13 protein-coding genes, 1 tRNA gene and 1 riboswitch are annotated in these 12,528 nt (G+C 71.6%); of the genes, 8 read left to right on the top strand and 6 right to left on the bottom strand.

The features are described from left to right. The first annotated feature begins 42 nt into the window (after positions 1-42). From rph to rdgB, 3 genes are all read left to right on the top strand, one after another. Positions 43-786, top strand: coding sequence for a ribonuclease PH (rph, locus tag DVA86_RS18270; RefSeq protein ID WP_208879707.1), 744 nt, complete (start codon positions 43-45; stop codon positions 784-786). Between the two features lie 159 nt (positions 787-945). Then, positions 946-1,329 (top strand): hypothetical protein, encoded by a 384-nt coding sequence (locus DVA86_RS18265; RefSeq protein ID WP_208879705.1) that lies wholly within the window; start codon positions 946-948, stop codon positions 1,327-1,329. Positions 1,330-1,378: 49 nt separating this feature from the next. Continuing rightward, positions 1,379-1,999, top strand: a complete 621-nt coding sequence (gene rdgB, locus DVA86_RS18260; protein ID WP_208879704.1) for an RdgB/HAM1 family non-canonical purine NTP pyrophosphatase — start codon at positions 1,379-1,381, stop codon at positions 1,997-1,999. Between the two features lie 89 nt (positions 2,000-2,088). On the opposite strand, the gene DVA86_RS18255 is transcribed toward rdgB, so the two are convergent. The 3 genes from DVA86_RS18255 to bcp all read right to left on the bottom strand — a co-directional run bounded on the left by DVA86_RS18255 (position 2,089) and on the right by bcp (position 4,269). Beyond that, a tRNA-Leu gene (locus DVA86_RS18255) sits at positions 2,089-2,170 on the bottom strand. 23 nt (positions 2,171-2,193) lie between these two features. Continuing rightward, entirely contained in the window at positions 2,194-3,717 is a 1,524-nt protein-coding gene (locus tag DVA86_RS18250; RefSeq protein WP_208879702.1) for an MFS transporter, read from the bottom strand. A gap of 84 nt (positions 3,718-3,801) precedes the next feature. Continuing rightward, positions 3,802-4,269, bottom strand: coding sequence for a thioredoxin-dependent thiol peroxidase (gene bcp / locus DVA86_RS18245; RefSeq protein WP_208879700.1), 468 nt, complete (start codon positions 4,267-4,269; stop codon positions 3,802-3,804). 194 nt (positions 4,270-4,463) lie between these two features. Here bcp and DVA86_RS18240 point away from each other — a divergent pair, with 194 nt between their 5' ends. Next, positions 4,464-4,808: a DUF3618 domain-containing protein gene (locus DVA86_RS18240; RefSeq protein WP_208879698.1), complete on the top strand. Its 345-nt coding sequence runs from the start codon at positions 4,464-4,466 to the stop codon at positions 4,806-4,808. A 166-nt stretch (positions 4,809-4,974) separates the two neighbouring features. Next, positions 4,975-5,277 carry a GroES family chaperonin gene (locus DVA86_RS18235; RefSeq protein ID WP_208884852.1) on the top strand — a complete coding sequence of 101 codons (303 nt, stop codon included), beginning with the start codon at positions 4,975-4,977 and terminating at the stop codon, positions 5,275-5,277. A gap of 71 nt (positions 5,278-5,348) precedes the next feature. Here the strand turns inward: DVA86_RS18235 and DVA86_RS18230 are convergent, their stop codons facing one another. Together DVA86_RS18230 and DVA86_RS18225 are read right to left on the bottom strand one after the other, a co-directional pair. After that, on the bottom strand, positions 5,349-5,669 hold the full coding sequence (locus DVA86_RS18230; RefSeq protein ID WP_208879697.1) for a DMT family transporter: 321 nt from the start codon (positions 5,667-5,669) through the stop codon (positions 5,349-5,351). Positions 5,670-5,700: 31 nt separating this feature from the next. Further along, positions 5,701-5,766: riboswitch (guanidine-III (ykkC-III) riboswitch) on the bottom strand. A 62-nt stretch (positions 5,767-5,828) separates the two neighbouring features. Next, positions 5,829-8,186 carry a transglycosylase domain-containing protein gene (locus tag DVA86_RS18225; protein ID WP_208879695.1) on the bottom strand — a complete coding sequence of 786 codons (2,358 nt, stop codon included), beginning with the start codon at positions 8,184-8,186 and terminating at the stop codon, positions 5,829-5,831. Positions 8,187-8,449: 263 nt separating this feature from the next. Between DVA86_RS18225 and DVA86_RS18220 the strand changes: the two genes are divergently transcribed. The 3 genes from DVA86_RS18220 to DVA86_RS18210 are packed head-to-tail and all read left to right on the top strand — an operon-like array spanning position 8,450 to position 11,151. Then, positions 8,450-9,262, top strand: coding sequence for an ABC transporter permease (locus tag DVA86_RS18220; RefSeq protein ID WP_208879693.1), 813 nt, complete (start codon positions 8,450-8,452; stop codon positions 9,260-9,262). Between the two features lie 43 nt (positions 9,263-9,305). Then, positions 9,306-10,070, top strand: coding sequence for an ABC transporter permease (locus DVA86_RS18215; RefSeq protein ID WP_208884851.1), 765 nt, complete (start codon positions 9,306-9,308; stop codon positions 10,068-10,070). Positions 10,071-10,086: 16 nt separating this feature from the next. Continuing rightward, positions 10,087-11,151 carry an ABC transporter ATP-binding protein gene (locus DVA86_RS18210; protein WP_208879691.1) on the top strand — a complete coding sequence of 355 codons (1,065 nt, stop codon included), beginning with the start codon at positions 10,087-10,089 and terminating at the stop codon, positions 11,149-11,151. A gap of 29 nt (positions 11,152-11,180) precedes the next feature. On the opposite strand, the gene DVA86_RS18205 is transcribed toward DVA86_RS18210, so the two are convergent. Continuing rightward, complete coding sequence (locus DVA86_RS18205) at positions 11,181-12,491, bottom strand: SGNH/GDSL hydrolase family protein (protein ID WP_245996751.1); 1,311 nt, start codon at positions 12,489-12,491, stop codon at positions 11,181-11,183. Positions 12,492-12,528 lie beyond the last annotated feature (37 nt).

The raw sequence follows: 12,528 nt of genomic DNA, 5'->3' as shown, positions 1-12,528 counted from the left end.
CCCCGGAACGGGCCCTACCGTTTTGCCTATAGGCTCGCCCCCATGTCTCACAGCGACGTCCCCCGCATCGACGGGAGGACACCGGATCAGCTGCGCCCCGTCACTCTCGAACGCGGCTGGAGCAAGCACGCCGAGGGCTCCGTCCTCGTGTCCTTCGGCGACACCAAGGTCTTCTGCACCGCGAGCGTCACCGAGGGCGTACCGCGCTGGCGCAAGGGCAGCGGCCAGGGCTGGGTCACGGCCGAGTACTCGATGCTGCCCCGCTCCACCAACACACGCGGCGACCGCGAGGCCGTACGCGGCCGCATCGGCGGCCGTACGCACGAGATCTCCCGGCTGATCGGCCGCGCCCTGCGCGCCGTCGTGGACTTCAAGGCGCTCGGCGAGAACACCGTCGTGCTCGACTGCGACGTCCTCCAGGCCGACGGCGGCACGCGTACGGCGGCGATCACCGGCGCGTACGCGGCCCTCGCCGACGCCGTCGCCTGGGCCCAGGAGAAGAAGCTGGTCAAGGCCAAGGCGCAGCCGCTCACGGGTGCCGTCTCGGCGGTCAGCGTCGGCATCGTCGACGGTGTGCCGCTGCTCGACCTCTGCTACGAGGAGGACGTGCGCGCCGAGACCGACATGAACGTCGTCTGCACCGACGACGGACGCTTCGTCGAGGTCCAGGGCACCGCGGAGGGCGCCCCGTTCAGCCGCGACGAGCTCAACGTCCTGCTGGACCTGGCGGTCAAGGGCTGCGCCCAGCTGGACGGCGCCCAACGGCAGGCGCTCGGCGGGGAGTAGACCCGTCGCCGCTTCGGCACGGCCGGCGGACGCCCGGCAACTTTGCGAGGGCTTTACGCGTCTGACAGGGTACGGGCCGTACGGGTCATGCCGTGCGGCTCGTCCAGCTCCTCAACGCTCGTCCGCCGTCTGTCCGTACCAACGGGAGGGGAACCACCTGTGCGTCGCTCTCTGGCCACCGCCGCCACCGCCACCGCCGTCGCGCTCACCGCATCGCTCGCAGTCGGCTGCGGGGCCCTCGACAAGGCGCTGGACTGCGCCGACACCGCGGTCACCATCGCCGGCACCGTGGGGGACCTGCAGGAGGCCGCGTCGAGCGCGGCCGAGGACCCCACCGAGGTGCGGCAGTCCCTGGAGAGCATCGACAAGGACCTCGACAAGCTCGCGGACGAGACGGACGACGGCGACGTCAGCAAGGCCGTGAAGGAAATGAACACGGCGGTCAAGGAAGCCCGTACGGACATCGACCAGGGCCGCGACCCGGACATCGGCGCCATCGGCGACGCGGCGGACGGGCTCACGAAGGTCTGCGAGCCGGGCTGACCCCGCCCGTGACCGCGGGCCGCCGCGGCGGCTGCGAGAATCGGGCGCCATGAGCCAGCGTCTGATTCTCGCCACCCGCAACCCGCACAAGGTCACCGAACTCCGCGCCATCCTCGCCGAGGCGGGCGTCACCCCCGACCTGGTGGGCGCCGACGCGTATCCGGAGGTGCCCGACGTCAAGGAGACCGGCGTCACCTTCGCCGAGAACGCGCTCCTGAAGGCCCGTACGCTCGCCTCCGCCACCGGAGTCCCCGCCGTCGCCGACGACTCGGGCCTCTGCGTGGACGTGCTGGGCGGCGCCCCCGGCATCTTCTCCGCGCGCTGGGCGGGCCGGCACGGCGACGACGCCGCCAACCTCGATCTGCTGCTGGCCCAGCTCGCCGACATCGACACCCCCCACCGCGCCGCCCACTTCGCCTGCGCCGCGGCGCTCGCGCTGCCGGACGGCGCCGAGCACGTCGTAGAGGGCCGCCTGTCCGGCGTACTGCGGCACGCCCCCGCGGGCTCCGGCGGCTTCGGCTACGACCCGATCCTCCAGCCGGACGGCCCGGAGGACCTCGTACGCGGCCGTACGTGTGCCGAGCTGACGCCGGAGGAGAAGAACTCCATCAGCCACCGGGGCCGCGCCTTCCGCGCCCTGGCCCCGGTGATCCGCGAACTGCTGGGCTGAGCACACCGGCCGGGCCGCGCGACGGCACCTGCCGCGTACGGCGGATGCGGCCGGGGCGTACGGCGAATGCGTCTGGGGCGTACGGGAAGTGCGCGAGGGGGGACTCGAACCCCCACGTCCGAAGACACCGGCACCTAAAGCCGTCCCGTCTACCAATTCCGGCACTCGCGCGCCTTCGTATCGTACTGCGGGGGTCAGAAGGCCGGGGTCTGGGCCTGTTCGCGTGCCATCTCCTCGGCCTCCTCGCGGGTGGCGACCGAGGGCGGCGAGCCCTCGAGCGGCTTGCGGGCCGTCTCCTTGAGGGTGGTGACGGCGATGATGCCGAGGACGGCGAACGCCGTGGTGTAGACGGCGGGGGCGAGGTTGCTGCCGGTGGCGCCGACGAGCGCCTCCATGATCACCGGGGTGGTGCCGCCGAAGATCGAGGCGGACAGGTTGTAGCCGATGGCCAGGGAGCCGTAGCGGACGTCCGTGGAGAACAGCGCGGGCAGCGTCGCGGACATGCTGCCGAGCAGCCAGACCAGGCAGGCGCCGAGCATCAGCATGCCGCCGAAGACCGAGGCGGTGCTGCCCTGCTGGAAGAGGGCGAACGCGGGCACGGTGAGCAGCAGGAAACCGACCATCCCGGTCATGAGCACCGGTTTACGGCCGATGTGGTCGCTGCGGATGCCGATCGGGATGATGACGGTCATCATCGCGAGCATCGTGACGATGGCGGTGACCAGCTCCAGCGACTCGCGCCGCCCCAGCTCCTCCGTGACGTACGTGGGCATGTACGTGAGCAGCATGTAGTGCGCGACGTTGTACGCGGCGACCAGGCTGATGCACTGGACCATGGTCCGCCAGTGGCTGCCGAAGATGTCCTTGAGCTCCTTCTGCGGCACCTCCTCGGACAGGTGCGGACCGCCGTCCTCCGCCGCGTGCGCGGCGCCGGTCTCGGCGCGGTGGCCCGGCTGCGCCTGGTCGGCCTCCAGCTTCTTGAACGCGGGCGTCTCGTCGAGCCGCAGCCGGAGGTAGAGGCCGACGACGCCGATGGGCCCGCCGATGAGGAACGGCACGCGCCAGCCCCAGGACTCCATTCCGGAGTCGCCGAGCAGCGTGGTGAGGACGAGCACGATCCCGGCGGCGAAGGTGTAGCCGGCGAGGGTGCCCAGTTCGAGGAAGCTGCCGTAGAAGCCGCGCCGCTTGTCCGGGGCGTACTCGGCGATGAACGTGGCGGCGCCGCCGTACTCGCCGCCGGTGGAGAAGCCCTGCACCAGGCGGCAGACGACGAGCAGGATCGGCGCCCAGACGCCGATCGTGTCGTAGCTGGGGATCACGCCGATGGCGAAGGTGCCGGCGGCCATCAGCATCATGGTGAGCGCGAGCACCTTCTTGCGGCCCACGCGGTCGCCGAGCGGCCCGAAGTACAGCCCGCCCAGCGGCCGTACGAGGAAGGACACCGCGAAGGTGCCGAACGACGCCAGCGTCTGCACGCCCTCACTCGCGCCCGAATAGAACACGTGTCCGATGGTGACGGTGAGATAGGCGTAGATGCCGAAGTCGAACCACTCCATGGCGTTGCCCAGCGCCGCCGCCTTCACGGCCCGCTTGACGACCCTCTCGTCGCTGACGGTGATGTCGCTGCGGCGGATCCTCGGGCGCAGGCGCCGGTTGATCGCCCTGAACAGGACGCGGTGCCTGCGGAGTGCCGCCGGGTCGGGCGCCTCGCTCTGCATGCAGTGATGGGTACCGCGGTGGCGGATCCTCAATCGGAGAGTTGATCTCCGTGGGGGATGCGGGTCACGCGGGCGTACGACCGCTCAGACGTCGAGATCCTTCAGCAGCTTGGCGACGTGGCCGGTGGCCCGGACGTTGTAGAGCGCCCGCTCGACCTTGCCGTCCGCGCCGACGACGACGGTCGAACGGATGACCCCGGTCACCGTCTTGCCGTACATCTTCTTCTCGCCGTACGCCCCGTACGCGTCCATCGTCTCCTTGGACGGGTCCCCGACGAGCGTCACCTTCAGGTTCTCCTTCTCGCGGAACTTCGCGAGCTTCTCCGGCTTGTCCGGCGAGACACCGATGACGTCGTACCCGGCGGCCGCCAGGACCTCCAGGTTGTCGGTGAAGTCGCAGGCCTGCTTGGTGCAGCCCGGGGTGAGCGCGGCGGGGTAGAAGTAGACGATGACCTTCCGGCCCGCGTGGTCGGCCAGCGAGACCTGCTTGCCGTCGGCGTCGGGCAGGGTGAATGCGGGGGCGGTGTCGCCGGGCTGCAGTCGCTCACTCATCGGTGCTCCTCGGGTGTCGGGCGGTACGCCGGTGCGGCGCTACGGTTCAGCGCCGCGGCCGGCAGTGTCGAGCGTAACGAGGTCTCCGATCGGGGGTGCCGCGGGGCGGGGCCGGTGCGGAGCTGACAGACTGTCGGTCGGCCAGAACAGTCCGGAACAGGTCGAGTTCCCCGAGCAGTGACGGAGGCGGCGCGGTGTCGGATGCCAGGACCCCCGCGGACATCGAGGCGGACATCGTCCGCAGGCGGCAGGATCTCGCCGTCGCGCTGGACGAGATCGCCGTACGGGTGCACCCGAAGACGATCGTGGGCGACGTCAAGGCGAAGGCGGCCGCGACGGTCGACCGTACGGCGGGCCGCGCGTACGTCGCGGCGAACCGCGGTGTGTCGAACGTACGGGCCCAGTTCGTCGACGAGGAGGGCTCGCCGCGGCTGGACCGCATCGTTCCGGCGGCGCTGGTGGCGGTCGCCGTGGTCGGCGGCGTCATCGCGCTCACCTCGCGGCGGGGCGGCGGCCGTACGGACGCGCGCCGCCGCTGACCGGCTGCGGCCGTGGGCCGTCCCGGCCTGTGCGGGGGCCCGGCCTGTGCGGGGGCCCGAGCGGGGCGGGGGTGCCGTACGGCGCCGGGGGCTGAGATACGGTCGTGCCGTGAGTTCCCAGACCCCCGTACCTGATTCCCCGCAGCACGACAAGCTGCCGATCCGGATGCTGCACGACCGTGTGCTGGTCCGTACGGACATCCCGGAGGGCGAGCGGCGCTCGTCGGGCGGGATCGTGATTCCGGCGACGGCCGCGGTCGGCCGGCGGCTGAACTGGGCCGAGGTGGTCGCGGTCGGGCAGAACGTACGCACGGTGGAGCCCGGGGACCGGGTGCTGTTCGACCCGGAGGACCGGGCGGAGGTCGAGGTCAGGGGCGTCGCGTACGTGCTGATGCGCGAGCGCGACCTGCACGCCGTGGCGGCCGAGCGGCTGCAGGGCTCCGACGACTCGACGGGGCTGTACCTGTAGCGGGCTGTGCCTTCGGCGGGCTGTACCCGCCGAAGGGCCCGCGGCGGCCTGGCCGCGGGCCCCGGCGTACGTCAGTGGCCCGAGGTGGCCTTGAGCCCGACCACCGAGACCAGCAGCAGGCACACGAAGAAGATCCGGGCCGCCGTCGCCGGCTCGCCCAGCACGGCCATCCCGATCACCGCCGCGCCTGCCGCGCCGATGCCGACCCACACGCCGTACGCGGTGCCGATGGGCAGCGTACGGGCGGCCTGTGCGAGCAGGAACATGCTGGCGGCGAAGCCGATGACGGTGCCGACGCTCGGCCAGAGACGGGTGAAGCCCTCCGTGAACTTCAGTCCGATCGACCAGCCGACCTCGAGCAGACCGGCGAGTGTGAGCAGAACCCAGGCCATGACGGCACCTCCGTGAATCGGTCTCTTACGGGGTGCGTCGTCTTTGCGTGACCCGGTACGGCGCGTCTCGTCGGGTTCCCTCACACCGTAGCAAATCCGGCGCGCGGCGGGCGTACGTGTGTGCGAGCGGGAGCTCGTACGCCTCCCCTCCCGCCCCGGTCAGCCCGGCCCGCCGCCCGTGCCCTGCGTGGTGCCGCCGTCGGGATCGCCCGTCGTACCGCCGCCCGGATCGCCGGTGGTGCCGCCGTCGGCGCCGCCCGCGCCGCCGGGGTCGCCACCGGTCGTTCCGCCGTCGGTCGTACCGCCCTCGAGGCCGCCCGTCGGCGGGATGCCCGGGCCGCTGGGGTCGTCCGGCGGGCTGGGGTCGTCCGGCGGGCTCGGCTCCTCAGGACCGTCGGTGGGCGGCCCGTCCGTGGGCGGTCCGGTGGGCTGGTCGCCGTCCGGCGGCCCGTCGGTGGGCGGGCCCTCGCTGGACGGCGGCACGGACGGCAGGTCGGTCTCGCCGTCGTCGGTCTCCAGGTCGAAGTCGGTGACGGGTCTGCCGTCGAGCGCGTCGGCCGTGTACGCGCCCCAGATCTCGGCGGGGAAGCCGCCGCCGTTGACGCGGGGGAGGCCGCCGGCGCCGTACAGCGGCTCGTGCCCGCCCTCCGGGTTCTGGCCCATCACGCTGATGACGGTGGCCAGTTCCGGCGTGTAGCCCGCGAACCAGGCCGCCCTGTCCTCCTCCGCCGTGCCCGTCTTGCCCGCCGCCGGGCGGCCGGCGGCCTGGGCGGCGGTGCCGGTGCCGCCCTCGACGACGCTCTGCAGGATCGACGTGGTGGAGTCGGCCGCCTCGCGGTCCACGGCCCGTTTGGCCTCACGGCCGGGCAGCTTGATCACCTCGCCGCCCCGGGTGGCCTTCTTCACCAGGCTGTGGTCGCGGTGCATGCCGTGCCGTACGTACGTGGAGTACGCCTCCGCCATGTCCAGCGTGGAGGCGGTGGAGACGCCGAGTGCGATGGAGCCGTCGGCCGGCATGTTCGGCGTCTCCTTGGGCAGCCCCAGATCGATCGCGGTGTCCTTGACCTCCTGCGGGCCGACGTCCACGCCCATCTGCGCGAAGACCGAGTTCACGGACTTGTCCATGGCCGTGGTCACCGGGATCTGGCCGTAGCTGCGGTCGTCCTCGTTGGCGGGCGCGTAGTCGGTGGGCCGGCCGTCGCTCATGACCTGGCGCTTGTTGGTGCCGTCGTAGACGGTGTCCGCGTGGATCGGCTCGCCGCTCTGGGTGGTGGACTCGTTCTGCACCGCGGAGGTGTAGATGAACGGCTTGAACGTGGAGCCCACCTGGTAGTCGCGGCGGGTGGCGTTGTTCACGTACTGCTTGACGAAGTCCTTGCCGCCGTACATCGCGACGACCTCGCCGGTCTTCGGGTCGATCGAGGTGCCGCCCGCGCGGACGTACTTGTCCACCTTCCGGTCGTCGCTCAGCTGCGACATCAGCTTCTCGTCCACCGCCTTGACCATCGACTCCTGCTTCTTCCGGTCGATGGTGGTGGTGATCCGGAAGCCGCCCGAGGCGAGCCGCCGCTCGTCGACGATGCCGTTGTCGATGAGGTAGTTCTTCACGGCCTCGACGAGGTAACCGCGCTGCCCGGACAGGGCGTTGGGCGGCTTGATCGGGCCGGGCTCGGGGAACTCCATGGCGTCCCGCTTGGACTGGCTGAGCCAGCCCTTCTCGACCATGCCGTCCAGCACGTAGTCCCAGCGGGCGAGGGCGCGCTTCTTGTTCTCCGGGTGCGCGCGGGTGTCGTACGCGCCGGGGGCGTTGACCAGCGCGGCCAGATAGGCGCTCTCGGCGGTGGTGAGGTCCACGGCGGACTTGCCGTAGTACGCGTGCGCCGCGGCCTGGATGCCGTACGCGTTCCGGCCGAAGTAGCTGGTGTTGAGATAGCCGAGCAGGATCTCGTCCTTGCTCACCTCGTTGTCCAGCTTCAGCGCGATGAAGAACTCCTTGGCCTTGCGGGTGAGGGTCTGTTCCTGCGTCAGGTAGTAGTTCTTCACGTACTGCTGGGTGATCGTGGAACCGGACTGCTTGCCGCCGCCGGTGACCATGTTCCAGCCGGCGCGGGCCATGGCCTTGAGGTCCACGGCCGACTCGTTGTAGAAGTTCCGGTCCTCGGCGGCGAGGACGGCGCGCTGGGCTGTCTTGGGGATCTGGGAGAGGGTGACGTTCTCCCGGTTGATCTCGCCGTCGCGGGCGATCTGGGTGCCGTCGGAGTAGAGGTACACGTTGTTCTGTGCCGCCGCCGCCTGGTTCGGCGCCGGGATGTCGACGAGGAGGTAGCCCGCGACCAGGCCGCCCGAGAGCAGGAGCACGATCAGCAGGGCGGAGCCCACGACCATCCGCCAGGTCGGGATCAGCCGCCGCCAGCCGGTACGGCGGCCCGCGCCCGCGCCGCCCGGAGCCGGGGCGTCCAGGCCCGGCTCGGGGCTCTCGGCACGGCCCTGCGCCGTGTCGTTCGGCTCGTCACTCATCTCTGCAGGCACTCCTCGTCCAGGGCCGGGCGATTCGTGTCGTACGCCCCGTAACCCACTGTCGCATCATCCGTGCCGATCACCGGCCAACGGCGGCACCCGAGACCTCCCCGCGCTGCGCTGGGCGGCGTACGGGTCTCACCCGGCCCGGCGAAAAAACCCTTGGCTGCCCGCGCACCCGGTCGTATAGGCTCAAGCGCTTTGGCGTCGCTTCGGTTTCGTACGGAAGTGCTACTCAGTAGACGGGGGAGGAGCGGAAAAGGATGCGTCGCGCGCGGCTCTATTTCACGGTCGCGGGCAGTAGTTTCCGCCGGTACGCGACATACCGCGTCGCCACCGTCGCCGGTGTGTTCACCAACACGGTCTTCGGCTTCATCGTCGCCTACACCTACACCGCCCTGTGGACGGCCCGCCCCCAGCTCGGCGGGTACGACCAGCCGCAGGCGCTGACGTTCGTCTGGACGGGCCAGGCCCTGCTCGCCGCGGTCGCGCTGATCGGCGGCGGCGCCCAGGACGAGATCCAGGACCGGATACGCACCGGCGACGTGTCGATCGACCTGTACCGCCCGGTGGACCTCCAGCTGTGGTGGCTGGCCTCCGAGATCGGCCGGGCGGCGTTCCACCTGCTCGGCCGCGGCATCGTACCGATGGCCGCCGGCGCGCTCGCCTTCGAACTGGCGCTGCCCTCCTCCCCGTTGACCTGGCTGATGTTCCTGGTCTCCACCTGGCTCGCGGTCGTCGTCGGCTTCGGCTTCCGCTACCTGCTGGCGCTGAGCGCGTTCTGGCTGCTGGACGGCAGCGGCCTGAGCACCCTCGGCACGCTGCTCAGCATGTTCTTCTCCGGCATGCTGCTGCCGCTCACCGTCTTCCCCGGCGCGTTCGGCGAGATCGCCCGCCAGCTGCCCTGGGCGGCGATGCTCCAGGTGCCCGCGGACGTCCTGCTGGAGGAACGGCAGGGCCTGGCCGGGCTGGCCGGCGCGCTCGGGTTCCAGGCCGGCTGGGCGCTGGTGCTGCTGCTGGCGGGGCGCGCGCTGCAGTCCGTCGCGACCACGAAGGTGGTGGTGCAGGGTGGTTGAGCGGCTGTGGTGGGGCACGCGGGCGTACGGGTTCATCGTCGCCATGTGGGTGCGCTCGACGATGACGTACCGCACCTCGTTCGTGCTGATGGTGCTGGGGAACTTCGTGACGACCGTGCTCGACTTCCTCGCCATCCTCATCATGTTCACGCACATCGACACGCTCGGCGGCTTCACGCTGCCGGAGGTGGCGTTCCTGTACGGCACGTCGAGCGCCGCGTTCGGGATCGCCGACCTGCTGCTCGGCTCGTTCGACCGGATCGGTACGCGCGTACGCGACGGCACCGTGGACACCCTGCTCGTACGCCCGGTTCCGGTGCTGGCCCAGGTGGCCGCCGACCGCTTCGCGCTGCGCAGGATGGGGCGGCTGCTGCAGGCGCTGCTGATGCTGGGCTGGGCGGTGACCGCGCTGGACATCGACTGGACGCCGGGGCGGCTGCTGCTGGTGCCGGTGATGCTGGTCAGCGGCGCGGCGATCTTCGGGTCGGTGTTCGTGCTGGGCGGCGCGTTCCAGTTCTGGGCGCGGGACGCGGCGGAGGTGCAGAACTCGTTCACGTACGGCGGCACGACCATGCTGCAGTACCCGCCGACGGTCTTCGCGAGCGAACTGCTGCGCGGGGTGACGTTCGTGGTGCCGCTGGCCTTCGTCAACTGGCTGCCCGCGCTCCACGTGCTGGGCCGGGACGACCCGCTGCGGCTGCCGGGCTGGGTGGACTTCGCGTCCCCGGCGGTCGCCGCGCTGTGCTGCGCGGTGGCGGGCCTGGTCTGGCGCGCGGGGCTGCGCGGCTACCAGAGCACGGGAAGCTGAGAGGGAGGGGACAGGGGTGCAGACGAGTTCTGAGGCCTGTATCGAGGCCGACGGTCTCGAGAAGGTGTTCCAGGTGCGCCGCCGGACCGGCGTGCTGCGGCGGGAGCGCCGGGAGGTGCGCGCCGTCGACGGCATCAGCTTCACGGTGCCGCGCGGCGAGATGGTCGGCTTCATCGGCCCCAACGGCGCCGGCAAGTCGACCACCATCAAGATGCTCACCGGCATCCTGACCCCGAGCGGCGGCCGGCTGCGGGTCGCCGGGATCGACCCGCCACGGGAACGTACGCGGCTGGCGCGCCGGATCGGCGTCGTCTTCGGGCAGCGCACCACGCTCTGGTGGGACCTGCCGCTGCGCGACTCGTACGCGCTGGTGCGGCGCATCTACCGGATCCCGGGTGAGCGGTACCGCGCGAACCTCGACCGGTGCATCGAACTCCTCGACCTGGGCGCACTGCTGGACGTGCCCGTACGGCAGCTCTCGCTCGGCCAGCGGATGCGCGCGGACATCGCGGCGGCGCTGCTGCACGACCCGGAGGTGCTGTATCTGGACGAGCCGACGATCGGTCTCGACGTGATCAGCAAGGCGCAGGTGCGGAGCTTCCTCCAGGACCTCAACGCCGAGCAGGGCACCACCGTGCTGCTGACCACCCACGATCTGACCGACATCGAGCAGCTGTGCAAGCGCGTGATCGTCATCGACCACGGGCATCTGATGTACGACGGCGCGCTCGCCGGCCTGCACGAGGTGGGGGAGAGCGAACGCACCCTGGTGGTGGACCTCGAGCGGGAACTGCCGCCCATCGAGGGAGTGCCGGGCGCGCGGACCGTACGTACGGAGGGGCCGCGGCAGTGGCTCGCGTTCGCGGCGGCGGCGAGCGCGGCGCCGATCGTGTCGCGGATCGCGGCGGACTACCCGCTGGTGGACCTGTCGCTGCGGGAGCCGGACATCGAGGACGTGATCGCCAGGATGTACGCGCAGCAAAGGCCGGACGCGGAGGCGGCGGCCGGGACCGGGGCTGAGGCCGGAACCGGGACCGGGACCGGAGCAGGAACCGGGTCCGGGGCCGGGACCGCGGGCTGAGCCCGTACGGCCCTCGTGGTCCCGGAGGGTCAGAGCTTCGCCGCGGTGGAGCTCTTGAGGAGCTTGAGGTCCACGGCCTCCGACATCGCGCGGTAGCCGTTGTCGCTCGGGTGCAGGTGGTCGCCCGAGTCGTACGCCGTCCGCAGCCGTTCGGGGTGCGCCGGGTCGCGGAGGGCGGCGTCGAAGTCGATCACCGCGTCGAAGACCTTGCCGGAGCGTATCTGCTCGTTCACCTGCTGCCGTACGGCGTCCACCCGCGGGTCGTAGCCCCGGTGCCGCCCGAACGGCGTGAGCGTGCCGCCGATCGCCCGTACGCCCTGCGCGTGCGCCTGCCGTACGAGCTCCCTGAGCCCCTGCACGATCCTGTCCGAGTCGAGCACGCGCGGCGTACGGAGCAGGTCGTTGAGGCCCAGCTCGATGATGACGGCCTTCACGCCCGTCTGGGACAGGGCGTCGCGCTTCATACGGCTCAGCCCGCTGGGGTTGTTCAGGGGCGGGCGCTTGCTGCCGCCGGTGAGGATGCGGTTGCCGCTGATGCCGCTGTTGAGCACGCTGTAGCGCGGCGCGTCCCGCTCGGTGCGGAGGCGTTCGGCGAGGAAGTCGGTCCAGCGGCGGTTCGCGCCGGGGCTGGAGGCGACGCCGTCGGTGAGGGAGTCGCCCATGACGACGACGGAGCCCTCGGCCTCGGTGCTCCAGACGTCGACGCCGGTGAGGTAGCGCCAGTACGGCACCTGCTCGGTGTACGCGTTCCCCGCGACGTCCGCGGCCTGGTCACCCTCCGAGGCGTAGCTGGTCTGGCGGGCGTACGAGTGGTGGGTCACGGGGCCGGCCGGCTCCGGCGTGTAGACGCTGACCAGGACGTCGGCCGCGGACGGCACGTTGAGGCGTACGGCGTCGCTGGTCACCTCGCCGCCCGGGGGGATCGTCACGGCGCGCTTCGCGCCGAACGTGAGGGTCCGCATGCTGCCCGCGGCGGCGGTCGGGTTGCTGGGGGCGGCGGCGAGGGCGAGGGTGGCGTGGGAGACCGTGAGCGGGCCGTTGCCGAAGAGGTTCGAGAGGCGGACACGGGCACGGGTGCCGCCGACGGAGGTGTGCACGACGTTCCGGACGGTGGTGTCGGCGCTGCCGGCCCGGCGGGTCTGCGGCTCGGCCCCGGTGGCGGGGGCTGCCCAGGTGCCGACCCAGGTGCCGGACCCGGCCGGGTCCGCGGGGTTGCGGGGCGGCGGCGCCGCGTCCGAACCGTCCTCGCCGCCGCCGACTCCGATGAATATCGCGGTCGAGACCAGCACCACAACGGCCGCCAGTCCGGCCAGCAGGGCATAACCCATGTTCCTGGTCATGCTCGGTGAATCCCCTCGGGCAGACGGAGCCCGGGGC

Origin of the sequence: Streptomyces armeniacus, assembly GCF_003355155.1 — a bacterium.
In the GTDB taxonomy this organism is placed as follows: domain Bacteria; phylum Actinomycetota; class Actinomycetes; order Streptomycetales; family Streptomycetaceae; genus Streptomyces; species Streptomyces armeniacus.
Note: the sequence above shows the minus strand (reverse complement) of the source record. Positions and strands in the feature narration are given on the sequence as shown.